The sequence below is a fragment of the Psychrobacter sp. TS_SC_6 genome (genome assembly GCF_056156305.1).
The window spans coordinates 1,553,474-1,570,564 of record NZ_CM149590.1; the positions used below are offsets into that span (position 1 = coordinate 1,553,474).

At 46.7% G+C, this 17,091-nt stretch carries 11 protein-coding genes; 10 read left to right on the forward strand and 1 reads right to left on the reverse strand.

The genetic code is table 11. From position 1 onward, the window contains the following. Nucleotides 1-4 precede the first annotated feature (4 nt). The 5 genes from AC0J5Y_RS06590 to AC0J5Y_RS06610 all read left to right on the forward strand — a co-directional run bounded on the left by AC0J5Y_RS06590 (nt 5) and on the right by AC0J5Y_RS06610 (nt 9,750). Nucleotides 5-1,012 (forward strand): TroA family protein, encoded by a 1,008-nt coding sequence (locus AC0J5Y_RS06590; protein ID WP_475129949.1) that lies wholly within the window; start codon nt 5-7, stop codon nt 1,010-1,012. Continuing rightward, nucleotides 1,009-3,180: a Fe(3+)-hydroxamate ABC transporter permease FhuB gene (fhuB, locus tag AC0J5Y_RS06595; RefSeq protein WP_475129950.1), complete on the forward strand. Its 2,172-nt coding sequence runs from the start codon at nt 1,009-1,011 to the stop codon at nt 3,178-3,180. The genes AC0J5Y_RS06590 and fhuB overlap by 4 nt, the downstream gene beginning before the upstream one ends. Before the next feature lie 9 nt (nt 3,181-3,189). Then, on the forward strand, nt 3,190-4,608 hold the full coding sequence (locus AC0J5Y_RS06600) for an MFS transporter (protein WP_475129951.1): 1,419 nt from the start codon (nt 3,190-3,192) through the stop codon (nt 4,606-4,608). A 313-nt stretch (nt 4,609-4,921) separates the two neighbouring features. Beyond that, complete coding sequence (locus tag AC0J5Y_RS06605) at nt 4,922-7,285, forward strand: TonB-dependent receptor (protein ID WP_475129952.1); 2,364 nt, start codon at nt 4,922-4,924, stop codon at nt 7,283-7,285. Nucleotides 7,286-7,395: 110 nt separating this feature from the next. Further along, a complete protein-coding gene (locus AC0J5Y_RS06610) occupies nt 7,396-9,750 on the forward strand; it encodes a FepA family TonB-dependent siderophore receptor (protein ID WP_475129953.1) in 2,355 nt (784 codons plus the stop codon). Between the two features lie 121 nt (nt 9,751-9,871). Here the strand turns inward: AC0J5Y_RS06610 and AC0J5Y_RS06615 are convergent, their stop codons facing one another. Beyond that, nucleotides 9,872-10,747 (reverse strand): MBL fold metallo-hydrolase, encoded by an 876-nt coding sequence (locus AC0J5Y_RS06615; RefSeq protein WP_475129954.1) that lies wholly within the window; start codon nt 10,745-10,747, stop codon nt 9,872-9,874. Nucleotides 10,748-10,893: 146 nt separating this feature from the next. On the opposite strand from AC0J5Y_RS06615, the gene AC0J5Y_RS06620 reads away from it, so the two are divergent. The 5 genes from AC0J5Y_RS06620 (at nt 10,894) to AC0J5Y_RS06640 (ending at nt 17,028) form a co-directional block, all read left to right on the forward strand. Then, nucleotides 10,894-11,787 carry a LysR family transcriptional regulator gene (locus tag AC0J5Y_RS06620; protein ID WP_475129955.1) on the forward strand — a complete coding sequence of 298 codons (894 nt, stop codon included), beginning with the start codon at nt 10,894-10,896 and terminating at the stop codon, nt 11,785-11,787. Between the two features lie 196 nt (nt 11,788-11,983). Continuing rightward, nucleotides 11,984-13,552: an ABC transporter substrate-binding protein gene (locus AC0J5Y_RS06625; protein WP_475129956.1), complete on the forward strand. Its 1,569-nt coding sequence runs from the start codon at nt 11,984-11,986 to the stop codon at nt 13,550-13,552. 226 nt (nt 13,553-13,778) lie between these two features. Further along, nucleotides 13,779-14,717 carry an ABC transporter permease gene (locus AC0J5Y_RS06630; RefSeq protein WP_475129957.1) on the forward strand — a complete coding sequence of 313 codons (939 nt, stop codon included), beginning with the start codon at nt 13,779-13,781 and terminating at the stop codon, nt 14,715-14,717. 47 nt (nt 14,718-14,764) lie between these two features. Further along, entirely contained in the window at nt 14,765-15,568 is an 804-nt protein-coding gene (locus AC0J5Y_RS06635; RefSeq protein ID WP_475129958.1) for an ABC transporter permease, read from the forward strand. Next, the gene (locus AC0J5Y_RS06640) at nt 15,565-17,028 is read left to right on the forward strand and encodes an ABC transporter ATP-binding protein (protein ID WP_475129959.1); all 1,464 of its coding nucleotides are present in this window, start codon (nt 15,565-15,567) and stop codon (nt 17,026-17,028) included. The genes AC0J5Y_RS06635 and AC0J5Y_RS06640 overlap by 4 nt, the downstream gene beginning before the upstream one ends. Nucleotides 17,029-17,091 lie beyond the last annotated feature (63 nt).

The following is a 17,091-nucleotide window of genomic DNA, read 5'->3' on the forward strand; positions in this document are numbered from 1 at the left end:
TGCTATGTTTTCCGTACTGTATCAATATATCGCCTCTAAACGGGTCGCAAAACCTTTACTGACTGATCGTATCGGCACCGCTTTTGTAAAGATAAAGCGGCGACCTATCGTAGCAACTTTGGCGCTCGCCACCGCACTGACTGCCTGTCATAAACCAATAACTGAGCAACAAATCACTCAGGTAGACAGTCCCAATAACGTAGATATCAATATTGTTTCTCCTGACTGGGGCAATGCAGCAACGTTAACGGCTATGGGCTATCCACCGATTGCGACAGGCGATATCAGAGTATGGGACAGATGGGTGAGCACGCCTAAATTGCCGACTTCAACGATTGATTTGGGTATTCGCTATCAGCCTAACGCTGAACTGATCGCCCAGCTACCTGTCGATATGGTGGTGGATAACTTTTTTTATGAACATGCCCGCAACCTTTATGGAGACGTGCCCGCAGAGTCTGTTATGTTTGCCGCTAAAGGCGATACCGCGACTTGGGCAGATTATGTTCAGCCGACTCGACAGTTAGGTCAACTGATTGATGAGCCAAAATTGGCAGAAGACTACATTGCAAAAAGCCGAAAAGACATAGAGGTAGCCAGTGAGCGCCTTCAGCAGCGTTATCCAAATGTAAAAAAATTCGCCGTTGTACAGTTTGCGGATGCCAATAATATGCGCATGTATGTCGCAAACAGTTTGTTCAAACCAGCGCTCACCCAAATGCAAAAAGAGCTGATGGTATTGGGTAAAGGCAATAGTTATGGCTTTGTGCCGATACGAATGGGCGATTTGGCGCAATTGGATGATGACGTTTGCTTATTAATCATCGATCCTTTGAGTCCAATAACCCGAGCTGAGATTAAGGACAGTCTGGTTTGGCAGCGCTTAAGCTACGGCAATAACCGCTGTGTGGGCGAGATGCCGCCAGTATGGATTTATGGTGGCATGTCATCATTGGTCGACTTGGCAAACAATTTATCCACTGTTGAGTTAAAAGGCGGGAGCGCATCATGACCGCTAATACCAATGTTAATACCAGTCAGCCCCATCACACGCCTGCCAATAACATAACTAATGATGCCAAGCCTATGACGTCACTTTCTTCTTCCGAAACGGTCGATATCTCAAAGCACTCCGATTCGCCAAAACAAAAACCATCAAGCCCACCACCAAACTCACCTCAACCGCACAGTACGCGCCGCGCTGCTACGTCATGGCGATTATGGGCAATGCTTATTGTCCTTGTAAGCTTGTGCTTGTGGAGCAGTTGGGCGTTGATCAATCAAGAGTGGACGAGGCCTATTGGGGATTTGTTTCTCCCAAGCGCGCAGTTAGATATCGCTAGTATGGCGACGCAGCTACATGTGGTGGCGACCAGTGTCGTGGCGCTATTGGCAGGTGGTCTGCTGGGCGTGGTCAGCATCTTGCTACAGCAGTTGGTCAAAAATCCTTTGGCCTCAGACACCACGTTGGGCGTGGGTGTGGGCGCACAGTTGGCCATGCTAATCGTGACCTTGTTTTTGCCGAGTTTGGCGATTTATGGCGGTATTTATGTGGCCTTTGTCGGGGCGATTATCAGTATGGGGCTGGTCTTTGCGTTGTCAGCGCCCAGCCGATTTAACCCTTTGATCTTAATATTAGCAGGCTTGGTGGTCAATATTTTACTCGCTGCCGTTGCCAACGTCTTGGTGTTGTTTTTCGCTGAGCGTAGTAATGGTATGTTGTCGTGGGCGGCAGGGTTTTTGGCCCAAAACAGCTGGCACACCAGTATGATGCTGTCGATAACGGCGGTCGTAATGGCAGTCGTGTGCTTGCCATTGTTAAAACCACTGACACTAATGAGTTTGGATGATTCGCAAGCCAAACGTTTGGGCGTGCCGATTAACGGTATCCGCGCATTGGTGGTGCTTATTGTGGCTGTCGTCACAGCCTTGGTGGTTAGTGAAGTCGGTCTGATTGGCTTTATCGGTCTAGGTGCTGCCAGTTTAGTCAATGCGCTGGGCGTGTCATCAATTAGCAAACGCTTGGCTGCGGCCTTTGGTCTAGGCGCATTACTGTTATGGCTGACCAGCAATTTGGCCTTGTTACTTGAGCCGGTGCTGAACATGCAAATCCCAGCAGGGGCGATGACGGGTATTCTTGGCGCACCACTTATTATTTGGCTGATTTTGCGTCAGCGCCGTGAGCGCATAGAAACCGTGACGCCCATGCTCACGGGCACGCACACACCTGTCGCGTTTTGGCGCTGGGGCATTGGCGTCATTGTCATGATTATACTGGCTTGCCTTTTGGTGCAAGATGTCAATGGCTGGGGGCTGAGCACGGATTGGGCAATTACTGAGCAGTATCGACTGCCTCGCAGTTTGAGTGCGGCTGCAACGGGTCTTATGTTGGCGGTCGCTGGCGTCCTACTGCAAACGCTCACGCGCAATCCGATGGCCAGTCCAGAGGTATTGGGGGTGAGCTCAGGGGCAGCGCTTGGCGTTATCTTGGGGTTTTTATTACTACCAAGCTTGGGGTTGTCCGCAGGCTCAGGCACATTGCTGCTGTCAGGGTTGTCTGGCGCTGTCGCTGTACTGCTATTGATTGTTTGGCTGGCGCGTAGGGTAAGCTCAGGCTATCTACTGTTGGTCGGTATTGGTATTGCCGCCATGATGGATGGGGTCATGCACATGGTCAAGCTCTCTGGTGACCCGCGTCTAGAGGCGATGCTTAGCTGGTTGTCTGGAACTACTTATAGCGCGCAGCCTAATACCGTGTGGTATCTCATGGGTATTGCTATGATCTTATTGCTATTAAGTCTGCTACTTATCAAACCTCTGCGCGTCCTCGGTTTGGGCACAGGTGTCGCTCGTAATCTAGGCGTGGCAGTAACGCCCGTCACAATTGCATTGCTGGCACTGGTGGCAGCGCTTAGCACTGCCAGCACGCTTGCCGTAGGGCCACTCAGTTTTATTGGCTTGATGGTGCCGCATTTGGCAACCTCGCTTGGCGCGGTGCGGCTTGAACGCCAATTGCCTTTAGCGGCTTTACTGGGCGCAGGCGTGATGGTGCTGGCAGATTGGATTGGGCGTTATGTTATTTTCCCTTATGAGCTACCTGCTGGTACGATTGCAGCCATTATTGGCGGCGCGTATTTCTTATGGCTGATTCGTAAAGTCCCAGTCGCTGTGAGTCGATAGATTTTTTAGATGAGGCCTTCACTGGATAGCAGTCACGGACTGACAGAAAAGCAAGTGCGTCAGGTACTGTTGACGCTGCTGCTCGGCGGTACAGTGGTCAGCTTTAGCAATAGTGCCCTCAACCCTGCTATTCCAGTTTTTATGTCGGTGTTCGCCGTCGATATTGTTATGGGCGGCTGGGTGTTAAATGCCTATATATTGTCTATGAGCGTGGGGCTGATGCTTAGTGGTTATCTGCATAAACAGTTTGCTTTTAAGACTTTGTATTCGCTCGCTATCATAGGGTTTATGTTGGGTTCGTTGATTGGTATGCTAGCGCCTAGCATGACGATGGTGATTGTGGCGCGCGCTGTACAAGGAATGAGTGGTGGTCTGATTATCCCTTTGTCTATTGGTATGCTTTATCAAATTTACCCGAAGCACAGACATGGCAGAGTGATGGCGCTATGGGGCATCGTGATTATGATGTCATTGGCATTTGGCCCGCTGATAGGGGCTTATTTGGTGGAGCAATTTGCGTGGTGGACATTGTTCGCGATTACTTTGCCGCTGAGCGCGTTGGTCACAGTCATGGTGTGGCTATTGTTACCTGATATCCATGCGCCTAAGGCTTCTAACACGTTTGATGCCATTGGGTTTATAAGTTTGCTGGTTTGGCTGCTGGCGTTGATGACTTGGCTGAGTACGCTTAAGGCAGATTTTCATGCCAGCCTAACCAGTATGGTTGGAACAAGTTTATTGGCTGCTGTGTTTTTCTTGTCCTTTGCAGGTTGGTGGGTGTATGAGCGCCGTCAGAGTCAGCCGTTATTGAACGTGCGTTTGTTTCATAACAAGGTGTATTTACACAGTACGATTATCAGTATTACTCAGACTTTGGGTCTGATGGTAGGTTTGTTGTTATTGCCTATATTGGTACAAGAGGTGATGGGCGAACGTGCGCTATGGACGGGCGTTATTTTGATGATATCGACACTCGTGTCTAGTGTTACGACTCATTTTGCAGGCAAGCGAGTAGATAAGTATGGCGCTAGAAGTATGGGTATTTTGGGTATTGTGATTAGCACGCTGTCTATGCTGATGCTGGCATGGTGCTTGTATGAGCCGAAGATTTGGCTGTTAATAACGGTCATGAGTATACAAGGTGTGGGCGTGGGACTGGCGTATCTGCCAACTACCACGGTAGGTTTTAGTAGCTTGGCCAAAGAAGTGGTTACGGAAGGCGCCGCACTCAACAATATCAGCCGCCGAATTGTCTCTACCATTTTTATCACGTTGATGACGGTCTATGTGGCAGGACGCGGCGCGCAGTTGTTAGAAGCTGGCAGCGCGCAAAGCGTCAGTACCGCTATCCAAGAGATTTTTGTCATGTTGGCTGTGATTTTGTTTTTGACGGTCTTTTCAGCGCGGCAATTACCAAAAACGGCATAAACAAAACATCAGCAAGATGAAACCAAATTCCAGCGGTTTTTTAAAGCTTATCAAAACAACCAATTGGATTCGTTGTTTAAGCGATAAACCAATTGGCATGAGGCATTAGAAAGTCAACACGTGTTCTTACATGTGATAAGTAATTGCGCCCATTTATTGTCATGAGGTAATAGGCTATTTGATTTGTAAATAGGTGTGGAAATGTTAATAATTATCATTTACACTATTATTCACAAACTTAGTACATTCTGTATTACGAGCTAAACATAACTCAGACCACTATCCAGCCACTATTCAAATAAGTGAAATGACAATGAAAAGCCACCATCAAGTTGCTCTATCTCTTCTTACACTCTGTATTAGCCAGCAATTATATGCGCAAACGAATGTTACGCTTTCAAATTCCACCACAGAGACAGCCGTAACCTCGGCGACCAGTGATACACCAAGTGTCACTTTGGATACCATCACAGTGACGGCTCGTGCAAAGACAGGTACGGCACTGGCACAAAAGATCAGTGAGATGCCAGCAGTCACCCAAGTGATTGGAGAAGCAGACATTCGAGAACAGGCCACAGGCAACCGTACCACAGGCGATATATTGGCACAGCTGATTCCGAGTTTGGGTGCTAGTAGTGGCTCAACCAGTAACTATGGTACGACCATGCGCGGTCGTCCGGTGCAATTCTTGCTAAATGGCGTACCGTTGTCAGGGTCACGCAGCTTATCACGAGAGCTGAACAGCATTGATCCAGCTCAGCTTGAGCGGGTAGAGGTGCTCTCTGGCGCAACCAGTATTTATGGCGCTGGCGCAGCAGGTGGACTTATTAATTTGGTGACCAAATCGGCAGCAGGCGCAGGCTTTACCGGTCAAACCCGCTTGGGTGTTGACAGTAGCCGTGAGTTTGAATCAGATTCATTGGGTTATCATGTGGGTCAGAGCTTGGGTTATGGCGGCGAGCGTGTCTACGGTCGCCTGGATGTAGATTACGCCAGCAAAGGCGGTAAGTTTGATAGCCATGGCGACCGTATTGGCCCAGATGTCAAGCAAACCGATCAGCAAGATACCGATTCACTGAGTGTCAATGCTAATTTAGGAATGGACATCGATGACAGTCAAAGCGTGAATCTGGCGGTGACCTATTATAACGATGAGCAAGATACTGATTACGGCCCAGATTATGGTAAAGAGTTAGGAGTATTATTACTGGGTACGCCGCCATCTTTAAAAGCAATCGATGGCGCTCGTATAGAGAATCAGCCTTATACCACCAAAAAATCCGTGAATCTCAACTATAACAATGACGATGTTTTTGGTTCTAACCTAAGCGTTACGGGTTACTACCGCGATGAACAGGGACGTTTTTATCCTTCTGGTAAAACGGCCATCAAACAAGCCCGTGAAGTATTGCAAGCAAACGGCGCCGACAAAGCCACAGCGAAAAAGCTGGCAGACGATGCGAAATTTGTTATGCAATCAGAAGCCGATATCGAAGTGATGGGTCTGCGCGCGGCGATGCAGACTGAGACAGAGCTTGCTGGTAAAAAAACGCTATTGAGCTATGGCGCTGACTTTGAGCGTGAGAACAGCGAACAAACCTACCATGGGCAAGACTTCACCCAGTTCAAGGACAGTAATGGTTTGGTTTCGAAGACAAATGGTATAACCTATAATGGTGGGCCGGACACCACTATTGATAAGATTGGCGCGTTTGTCAATGCGGATATAGACCTCACGGATAAATGGCACGCTAGCGCTGGCGTACGTTATCAAAAGCTTAAGGCAGAAACAGACGCTTTCACCCCGATTTACGAGCAACTATTAGAAGAGTATTTTAATGATCCGAAAATTAGCGGTGTCAGCCAGCAATATGGTATTGACTACCAAGCAGGTGAGGTAGCCAAGGGTAAGACAGATCACGACAAAATGTTATTTAACCTCGGTAGCAGTTATCAGCTGACACCAAATGATCAAATATTTGCCAATTTTTCACAAGGATTTACCACCGCTGACATACAGCGCGCTTTACGTGACGTGCGTGCAGGCTATGTGGTCAACTCAGACAATGTGCAACCCATCTCAATCAACAACTATGATTTGGGCTGGGAAGGCAAACGCGGTGATACGTCAGCCAGAGTAAGCACCTTTTATAATACCTCGGACAAAACCGTTCGTTTTACCAATGATTACACCGTAGAAGTGGTGGATACGGATGAGCGTATCTACGGCGTAGAGGGATCGCTTACTCAAGATATCAGTGATAACTGGCAAGTGGGTGGTAGTGTGGCTTATACCCGTGGTCAGTATAAGAAGGAAGGCGATTGGCTGGAGCTGGATGCAGTACGTTTGACGCCACTTAAGGGCACAGCCTTTGCGCAATATAACTTTGATGAAGGCAGCAATATACGCCTGCAAGCGTTGGCGATTGGCGGCGACGATAGAGCGTTTAAGGATCAGAAAAATGATCCTAATTCTAGTGCACTACCAGTCAAAGGTTATATGACTTTAGATGTATTAGGTCAAGTAAACATGCCTGTCGGCCGCGTCGGTTATGGTGTTTATAATTTACTTAATAAAGACTATCAAACAGTCTACCATCAAACCACGTTTGATAACACGAACCGCCTACCTGCAACTGGTACGACGTATGGCCTAAGCTATACGGTTGATTATTAAAAATTAGCAGTTATATTTGTCAATCATACCACTCCTCACATGTTTTTTATCGGTTCATCCCAATAAGGCGGTGAACTGTATGAATGTTTTAACTATCAGGATTGTTATTTATGCCCATGTTATCCACCTCTTCTGCCTCCAAAAAATATTCTCAATCACAAAAACCGCCACATTTCGCGACTCGTCAAGCCTTGTTGAGCCTTGCCATTGCTTCTATTTTTAGCACCACTGCATTGGCAGCTGAGAGCAGTGAGCTCACGGTACAACAGACAGCCGCTCAAGAAGCTGATAACCAACAAGACATGCCAAGTACTGAGTTAGATACCATTGTCGTACTTGCGGCAAGGGATGAGCTGGTACAAGCGCCTGGTCTGTCTATTATTAATGAAGAAGCGATTGAAAAAGCATCACTTTCTAATGACATCTCAGAAATCGTGCGTAAAATGCCGGGTGTGAATCTCTCGGGATCGTCTACGTCAGGGCAGCGTGGCAACCAGCGTCAAATTGATCTGCGCGGAATGGGGCCGAATAATACCCTGATTTTAATCGATGGTCGTCCAGTTACCTCACGTAATGCGGTACGTCCTGGTCGTGGCAGTGAGCAGGACACGCGCGGTGACTCACAATGGGTACCGCCAAGCGCTATCGAACGCATCGAAGTACTGCGTGGTCCAGCGGCTGCGCGTTATGGCTCTGGTAGTATGGGCGGCGTGGTCAATATCATCAGCAAAGCCCCAACCAAAAAAGAGTTTTCGGTCACAGGTCATTACGAGCTACCAGAAAGTGATCTTGAGGGCGAAAATTGGCGCACGAACATCAATATGGCAGGCCCATTGACGGATAAGCTGTCTTTTCGTACCACGCTTGGCTACCATGATAGCGAAGGCGATGACCCTTATATCAATGAAGAAGATGCTCAAATCATTGATGACAGCGGTGTACCAGTAGCCTATGTTGCTGCTGGTCGTGAGGGCGTCGAAAATATAGATGCGCGCCAGCTGTTTGAATATGTCATAGATGCGATGAATACCGTCGGCCTTGAGGTCAATTACAGCAATCAAAGCAACCGCTGGGCAGGTGATTCACAGTTCCAGACGATCAATGATGACTTGGTCAATGCGCTGGCAGGTCAAGAAACCAATAAGATGGAGCGCTATGGTGCTGCCTTCACTCACCGAGGTGAGTATGACAATACCAGCAGTAACAGCTATCTTGAATATACGCGCACCATTAATGAGCGTCTTAATGAAGGTAATGCTGGCCGTTATGAAGGTGAAATCTCACAACCTGAAGGAGAAGCTGAATATAATTGGACAAAAGCGACCTATGACACATTAAATGCAAAATCAGAGTGGGACGTTTACTTTGATCGTCACACCTTGACGGCTGGGGCAGAGTTCCGCGGCGAAAGATTGGACAATCCATTGGTTTCGACTTTAACGTTTGACGAAGGCTTTGATTTTGGCGATACCGAGGCTGATCCTGCCAAGCGTGATTCAGTGACAGAGGCTTACCTTATTGGTGCGTATCTAGAAGACAACTATCAATTGACCCCGGACTGGTATATTACGCCTGGCGTGCGTTTTGATTATCACGATCAAGCTGGCAGCAATTGGTCACCCAGTCTGAACACCACTTGGAACTTCAGTCCAAACTGGTCGGTGAAAGCGGGTGCCAGTCGCGCGTTTAAAGCGCCGTCCCTCTACCAGCTTGATCCCAACTACATCTACTATACGCGTAGTAACGGTTGCCCATCTAACGTGCCGCTTGATCAGCGCGGCTGCTATGTCTTGGGTAATCCTGATCTAGAGCACGAAACCTCTTGGAACAAAGAGCTGACGTTTACTTATAAGGATGACACTGGGCTGAATGCAGGTTTGACTTACTATCACAATGATTATGACAATCGTATCGGTGCTGGTGTAGAGCGTGTGGGCGTCGTCGGTGTGGTGGCTGATGGCCTTGCTGCAGACCGTTCTGTGTTTCAATGGGAAAACCAAGGGGATGCTATCATTGAAGGCATTGAAGGTTTTGTCAAAGTACCCGTCACTGATACGGTTTCGTGGTCTACCAATCTGACAGGGAATATCCGCTCAGAGCGCAAAGATACGGGTGAGCCGTTATCCTTAATCCCTAAATTCACCATGAATTCAAATGTCAGTTGGGATATCACCCCTCGCTGGAACACGGACTTTGGTGTTAGCTACTATGGCACTATTGAAGCGCCTGAAGTCGCTGTCACTACGGGTGATGCACTTACCACACCGAAACTGGATCGTGACCCATACGCCCTTGCCAATGTCAGCACACGCTACAATCTAACAGATGACATCACTATTGGCGCTGGTATCAAGAATCTGTTTGATAAGCAGATTAAACGAGAAGGCACGACGACCAATGCTGGTGCCCGTACGTTCAATGAACCGGGTCGTTATTATATCTTCGATGTCAGCGTTAATTTTTAAGCACTAAGATTGCCATTTCTCACCATTTAAAAAGCCCGAGCAATTGCACTGCGCCATAAATGAGCGAACCCCCATAAGTTGAATCCAACTTATGGGGGTTTTATGTGTTAATGCTTCGTGTTTACCATGCCATCTCACCTGTATTGACTTTACTGCTCAACTCTAAATTACTCTCCCCAGACAATGCCGGATAGGCTGTTTTCATAACTGCAATCACTTTTTCTGATTGCTCCACGTCTTGTTTTTGGGATTCATCAAGCGCTTGCTCAAAGGTGTTTAGATAGCTGATTGTAAAGTCAATCGCGTGGTCTTTTTTGAGGCGATTGCCTAAATAATGGCCTGGGATGACCACGTTTGGCGCTAACAACTTCATTTGTTCTAGCGACTGTATCCAAGCGCTGCGAGATGCTTTGGTCTGAGTATCAGCAGTCCAAACATGTAGGCCCGATGTCACCGATACGCCACCAAAAACGGTTTTTGACTCAGGCACCCACATATATGCTTGATGCGTCCCCATTTCCTTAATTTCGATATGGTGACCTTCTAGCGTCAATGTTGATTGATTGAGCGCTTGCGGTACGGTGAGTTTCGTCGGCGCGTTTTTGCCAAGGATTGGGCCCCAATGCGCTAATTTTGCATCTTTGGTGGCTTCGATGTGTTCAACAGTGGCAGGACTGGCCATCACTTTGACATTAGGAAAGGCGTTTAGTAATGGCTGGAGACCAAAATAGTAATCTGGATCGCCTGCGGCGATATAAATCATTTTTAGATCTTTGTTGCTCTTTTTGATCATATCAACCAGGGCGTTACCATCGCTGACACTAAACTGCGCATCAAACAAAATGGCGTCTTTTTCACCGCTTGCAAGTACAGAGGTCACGGGGAAAATCGCGTCTTTATTGGCTTTATATTCTTGAAGCTGTAAGTCAGCGGCGTTGGTTTGTGCGGCAAGTAGTAGGGCGGTGACCGCCACAGAAGATGCTATCCATTTGTTCATAAGACACCTTTGTTTGTAGTAGGGTAAATAAGACACATTATGTGGAGTATTGATTGTTAGAAGTCATTCTATTTGATTATATTTCGTTGAAATACCCTATAATTCGGTGTTTACTGTTTCATATTTCGAGCAAATAAGGATAAAAAATGGACAGACTGACTGCGATGCATGTATTTGTCACTATTGTTGAGCAAGGTAGCTTGAGCCGAGCGGCAGAGAATTTAGACATGTCTCGCGCCAAAGTATCACGATATCTGACAGAGCTTGAGAGTTGGATGGATGTGCGCTTATTACATCGAACCACCAGACGCTTAAGCCTTACGGCAGCGGGTGAGCAGACGCTTGAGGTTGCGCATCAGCTGCTTGGATTGACCCAGACGCTCGATGATATCCGTAACCAAAACACTGTAGAGTTGAAAGGTCAGCTGCGAATTACTGCCAGCTATTCACTGATTGATAGTTTTCTGATGAAGGTGGTTAGTAACTTTGTCTCGCATTGGCCGCAGACAGCGATTGATATTTTGGCAACCGATGATTCAGTCAACTTGATTGACTCCCGTATCGATTTGGCTGTTCGTATTACCAATGATTTGCAACCAAACGTCGTTGCCAGACGTATTGGAGAGTGCCGCTCCATTGTCTGTGCTACCCCTCAATATCTGCAAAAAAGAGGAAAGCCTACGGATGCACAGTCTTTGATTCATCACAACTGCTTATCTTTTGCTTATTTTGGTCGGTCTGCATGGGTTTTTGATGGTCCAAACGGCCCCGAATCTGTCCCCATTTCGGGTAATATCAGCGCCAACATCCCTGAAGTATTACTTGATGCAACCTTGAATGGGCATGGCATTAGCTTGCAGCCATTAGGAACCGTACAGCCCTTGATTGAATCGGGCCGATTAATCGCGCTATTGCCTGAGTGGCAGCCTAAAACCTTGGGCGTTTATGTGATTTATGCCACTCGAAAACAGGTCACGCCATTACAAAGATGGTTTATGGATTTTCTCGCTGAAGAGATGCAGCGCTCCCCTTATTGGTAACGCTGCATGGTCAAGGCATTTGTCTTGGTCTATTTTTTTAGGTAATTTTTTAGTTTGTGCTGTCTCTCATTTTATAGGGGCGTGATACTGATTCAGAGACAAATGAGAATTATTTTCATATTAATGGTTTACCTTCAATGGCTTTCGTTATAACATAACGTTTTTTTTGGAATGTTATACTATAACGGAAATATATATGAGAAAAATTGCCTTAATTTCTGTGCTATTAGCCCTAGCAGGATTAGCATGGTATTTCATTGCTGGCGCTAAGCCGTCAGACAGTCAGACAGTCTCTACGCCTCAGGGTGATGATCAACAAAACTTAATCGTGGTTACGCCTTGGGAAGTAACGTCAACTGATCCAAGTAAGTCAGGATTTATTTTTCAGCGTTTACAGCTTGCCGAAACGCTCGTTGATGCCGCGCAAAATGCCGATTTGCAGCCAATGCTTGCACAAAGCTGGTCTAGCAACGAAAAAGGGGATATTTGGACGTTTATCTTACGTGATGGCGTTAAGTTCCATGATGGGTCGTCATTAACGGCGGCTGACGTGGTAAAAAGTTTGGAAGTGGCACTCACTAAACCCACCGCTTTGGAATCAGCTGCTATTTCACAGATTAAGGCAATTGACAGCAAGACGGTAGAGATTAGATTAGAAAAGCCCTTGATGTCTTTTCCGGCTTATTTGGCACATGCCACCAGTATTATTTTGGCAACCTCTTCGTTTGATGCTAACAATGAGGTGAAAGAGCTGATTGGTACGGGTCCGTATTACGCGACCAAAATTGAGCCGCCTCAAAAGATTGAACAAAAAGCCTTTGCCGATTACTGGGGCGAAAAAGCTAAAATTCAGGACGTCACGTATCTGGCCAACAGTCGTAGTGAAACCCGCACATTATTGGCGCAAAGCAAACCCAACTATCTGGTATTTACGCTAGATTCAGCGAGCCTTGAACGCTTGCAACAAGACCCTAATTTGCAGGTTAAATCAAAATCGCTGGCGCGTACCATTCAATACAAAGTCAATGCCAAAAATCCTTTATTTAGTGATGTCAACGTCCGCCAAGCGCTCAGTGATGCAATCGACAGACAAGGTATTGCTCAGTCTGTCATGCGTGCAGACAATGCCGTGGCCAACCAAATATTGCCACCGATTTTTAAAGATTGGCAAATCAAAACCGCGACACAAACACCAGACTCGCAAGCAATCAAACAACGTTTTCTGGATTTGGGCTTTACGGCTGATGCCAATGGCATGCTACAAAAAGACGGCAAACCGTTCAAATTTACCTTACGCACTTTTTCAGACCGTCCCGAATTGCCCATTATTGCCACGGCGCTGCAAGCGCAGTGGAAAAAAATCGGGGTGGATGTAGAGGTGTCCGTGGGTAATTTTTCAGAGATTCCTGCTGGTCATCAAGATGGTACGTTAGAGATGGCATTGTATGCGCGTAACTATGGCATGACGCCCGATCCCGTGGGTTCACTGATCGAAGATTTTGACCCAAAAGGTAGCGACTGGGGCGTGATGAATTGGCAAGATTCTGAGCTGACCGACAGTTTATCAAAGCTAGAGACGACTAAGGACAATGACAGTGACAATAACATTGCCACCAAACAAAAGGTCTCAAAAATCATCTATGACGAGCGACCTATCGTACCTGTGGTGTATTACCAACAAAATGCCGCTGCGCATAAGTCATTAAAGGGCTTGGAAATTGATGGTTTAGAACGAAATTTTTATTTGAATAAATTGTCTTGGTAATTAGGGCATGTCTTCAATTCAATCGATGGTCATCTAAATGGGCTAAAAACGGCTAAATTTTGCCAAACTGCGTCAAATAGCTGGTTAATATCTCGATATTATTTACGCTATTTTTCTTGTTTGACTACAATTTATCTCATTTTTATCACCATTTTTAAAGTGAAGACACGCCCTGGTTTTTACCGTCATTTGCTTTATACACGTAAAAAAATTGTGATTGATAACTATGTTTAAATATATTTTCCAGCGTTTATTACAACTGGTTTTTGTCGTCTGGTCGGTCGGCACCTTGACCTTTATTTTGACCCGTAGTTTACCGGGTGACATGGCTTATCGCATCGCTGCCAGTCGCTATGGTTACGATCAGACGGATGCCGCCGCCGCTGCATTGGTACGAGCTGAGCTTGGATTGGATCAGCCGTGGTGGCAGAGCTACTTTAATTGGTTGTTCGATTTGGCACAGTTCAATTTGGGGCATTCATTGGTAAGCGGGGAGTCGGTATGGTCGGAGATTGCGCATCAGTTCGGACATACTTTGGCGCTGGCATTGGTCGCACTGGCGATATCGCTGGTCATTGGGCCGCCTCTAGGTTTGCTATCAGCGCAAAGACCGAGTGGGATATTTGACCGTTTGACCTTGGTGGTGAGTACGGTGTTGCGTTCCGTCCCAGTGTTTATTATCGGTATTGCCCTGATTACGCTACTTGCTGTACAAGTCAAATGGTTGCCAGCCGCAGGTTATGGCACGCCGCAACATTACATCTTGCCAGCGTTGACGTTGGCGATTGGGCTGGCAGCGGTCTCAATCCGAGTCAGCCGTCATGCGATGGTGCAAGTACAAACGTCTGAATATTATCGTTTTGCTGAGTTAAAGGGTTTGAGCAAATGGACGGCGTTCTGTCGGCATGGTCTGCGCAATGTGGCCATTCCAATTTTGGCCTATCATTCAGTACAACTGGTTTATTTGGTGGAAGGGGTGGTGATTGTGGAGAGTCTGTTTGCGTGGCCTGGTAGCGGTCATGCATTGGTACATGCGATTGTTGCTCGTGATGTGCCAATGATACAAGGCACGGCGCTCATCATGGGCGCTATGTTTGTGGTACTAAATATGGTGGTGGATTTATTAAGTGGTCTGATTGATCCGCGCGTTGATTTAGCGCGCTAACTTTTATTACCACTAAATCCACCATTAACACTAGGAAAGCTGATTTTATGAATGTGTTTAAACTATTTAACAAACTGCAACCCGTACAAGCTTTTGGGGGTATTTTACTACTCTTACTATTGGTGTTTGCCTTTTTACAGCCTATTTATTATCCAATGGATGCCAATGCCCAAAATCTCAGTGGCATGCTACAGCCATCGAGTGTCAGCCATTGGTTTGGTACCGATCATTTTGGCCGAGATATGCTGGCAAGGGTGGCATCTGCCATTCGCTTATCGTTTTCGCTGATTGTGTTGTCAGTGGGTTTTGCGTTGTTTTTTGGGCTACTTATGGGGGTGTTGAGCGGTTATTTTGGTGGCTGGATAGATTTTGTCTGTCGGTTTTTGTGTGACATTGTCATGGCGCTACCAGGACTGCTATTTGTATTGTTGTTTGCGGCTATTGCGCCTAACAGTTTTTGGTCATTATATTTGGGGATTTCATTGGTGTTGTGGGTCGAGTTTTTTCGTATGGTACGCGCCATGACGCAAACGATTGCCAGTAGCCGCGAAATCGAATCGTCACGTTTGATGGGTATGGACTTTTTTTATTGTTTCAAGCGTCATTTTTTACCGAAGATTTTGCCAGTTATCGCGACGCTCAGTGCCTTTGCCGCTGGTAATGCCGTACTGGCTCTTGCCACACTGGGCTTTATTAATGTGGGTTTGCGTCCGCCCACGGCTGAGCTTGGATTGATGATGACCGAATTGTTTCCTTATTATTATCAAGCGCCTTTCATTTTCCTACAGCCTATTATTGCCGTCTTCGTTTTAGTTTTAAGCTTACAATTGATTTCAGGAAAAATAAAATGAGAGCAGATGCATCGACACAACATTCATTGGTACAAAAATCATCGATAGAAAGCATCTTGGTACAAACCAACAACGTGGCGGTGTTTACCAAGTCGGGACAAAGTTTGGTTGAGCCTATCAGTTTGACGCTGCATCAAGGGCAAAATGTCACTATTTTGGGCGAAACAGGCTCGGGCAAAAGCTTACTTGCGCAGGCCATCATGGGCGCATTGCCCGATGAGTTGGTGGCTCAAGGTGATATCCTCATCGAAAATCAAGCGCTAAACAAATCACAACTGCGCCAGTACTGGGGCCGCCGTATGGCCATGCTACCGCAAGAGCCAAGCCGTTCGCTCAATCCCACCATGACCATGCTCGATCAGGTGTGGGAAAGCCTGTTTTTTGTCGCTAAAAGAGACAATAAGACCAGTAAGCAGTTAGCAAAAGAAAAAATCGATAGCTTAGGATTGGCAAAATCGGCAGAGTATTATCCGCATGAGCTGTCCGGCGGCATGGCACAGCGCGCTTCATTTGCGATTGCGACCTCAGGCGGTGCTTACATCGTGATTGCCGATGAGCCGACTAAGGGCTTGGATGAAGCCAACAAGCAAGCAGTCATTACGCTATTAAAAAACATCGCCAAAGAGGGCGGTACGCTTTTAACGATCACTCATGATATCGATGTGGCAAAATCCTTAAGTGGTCGTGCTAATGACCGTATCATGGTTATGAAAAAAGGTAAGCTATTAGAGCAAGGCAATGGCGAACAAATACTTAATCAGCCGACCTCAGACTACGCCAAACAATTGATTGCCGCTGCCCCATATAATTGGCAAAGTCAAGACAGAAGCCTCATTCAAGACAGCCCATTACTCACTGTCCAAGACTTGAGTCTGGCGCGTGGCAAGCGTATTTTGTTTAAGGACTTAAGTTTCAGTCTACAAAAGGCCGAAGTGCTTGGTGTGATTGGAGGTAGTGGTATCGGTAAAAGCTCATTGGGCGATGCGTTATGCGGCTTATTGAAACCTGCCAGCGGCGTCATCACTTGGCAACAAAAACCAAAAAGTCATCAAGTGCTTAAGTTGTATCAAGATCCACCAGCCGCTTTTGCCTCGCATGTGCCACTACAGACTTTGCTAAATGACGTGATTAAAAAGCACCACTTAGATGCTAGCCGCGTGCCTGAGTTGTTAGAAAAGCTAAAGCTAGATAAGCAAATTCTCACTCGCAATGCGCTCAACGTGTCGGGCGGCGAGTTGCAACGAGTGGCGATTTTGCGCGCGCTACTCTTTAACCCTGTCTTACTGTTTGCTGATGAAGTCACTTCTAGACTCGATCCCATCACCCAAAAAGAAACGCTAGATTTGCTCGTGGCGCAGTGTAAAGCGCAGGATTGCACCTTGGTTATGGTCAGTCACGATCATCACATAATGCGGCATTATTGTCATCAAGTGATTGATTTGGAGGCATTAGCCACATAATTGCTGTTAAGATGGCTAATGCCAAACCAGAAAATACGATTAGCTGCGTCAGACGTAATTCTT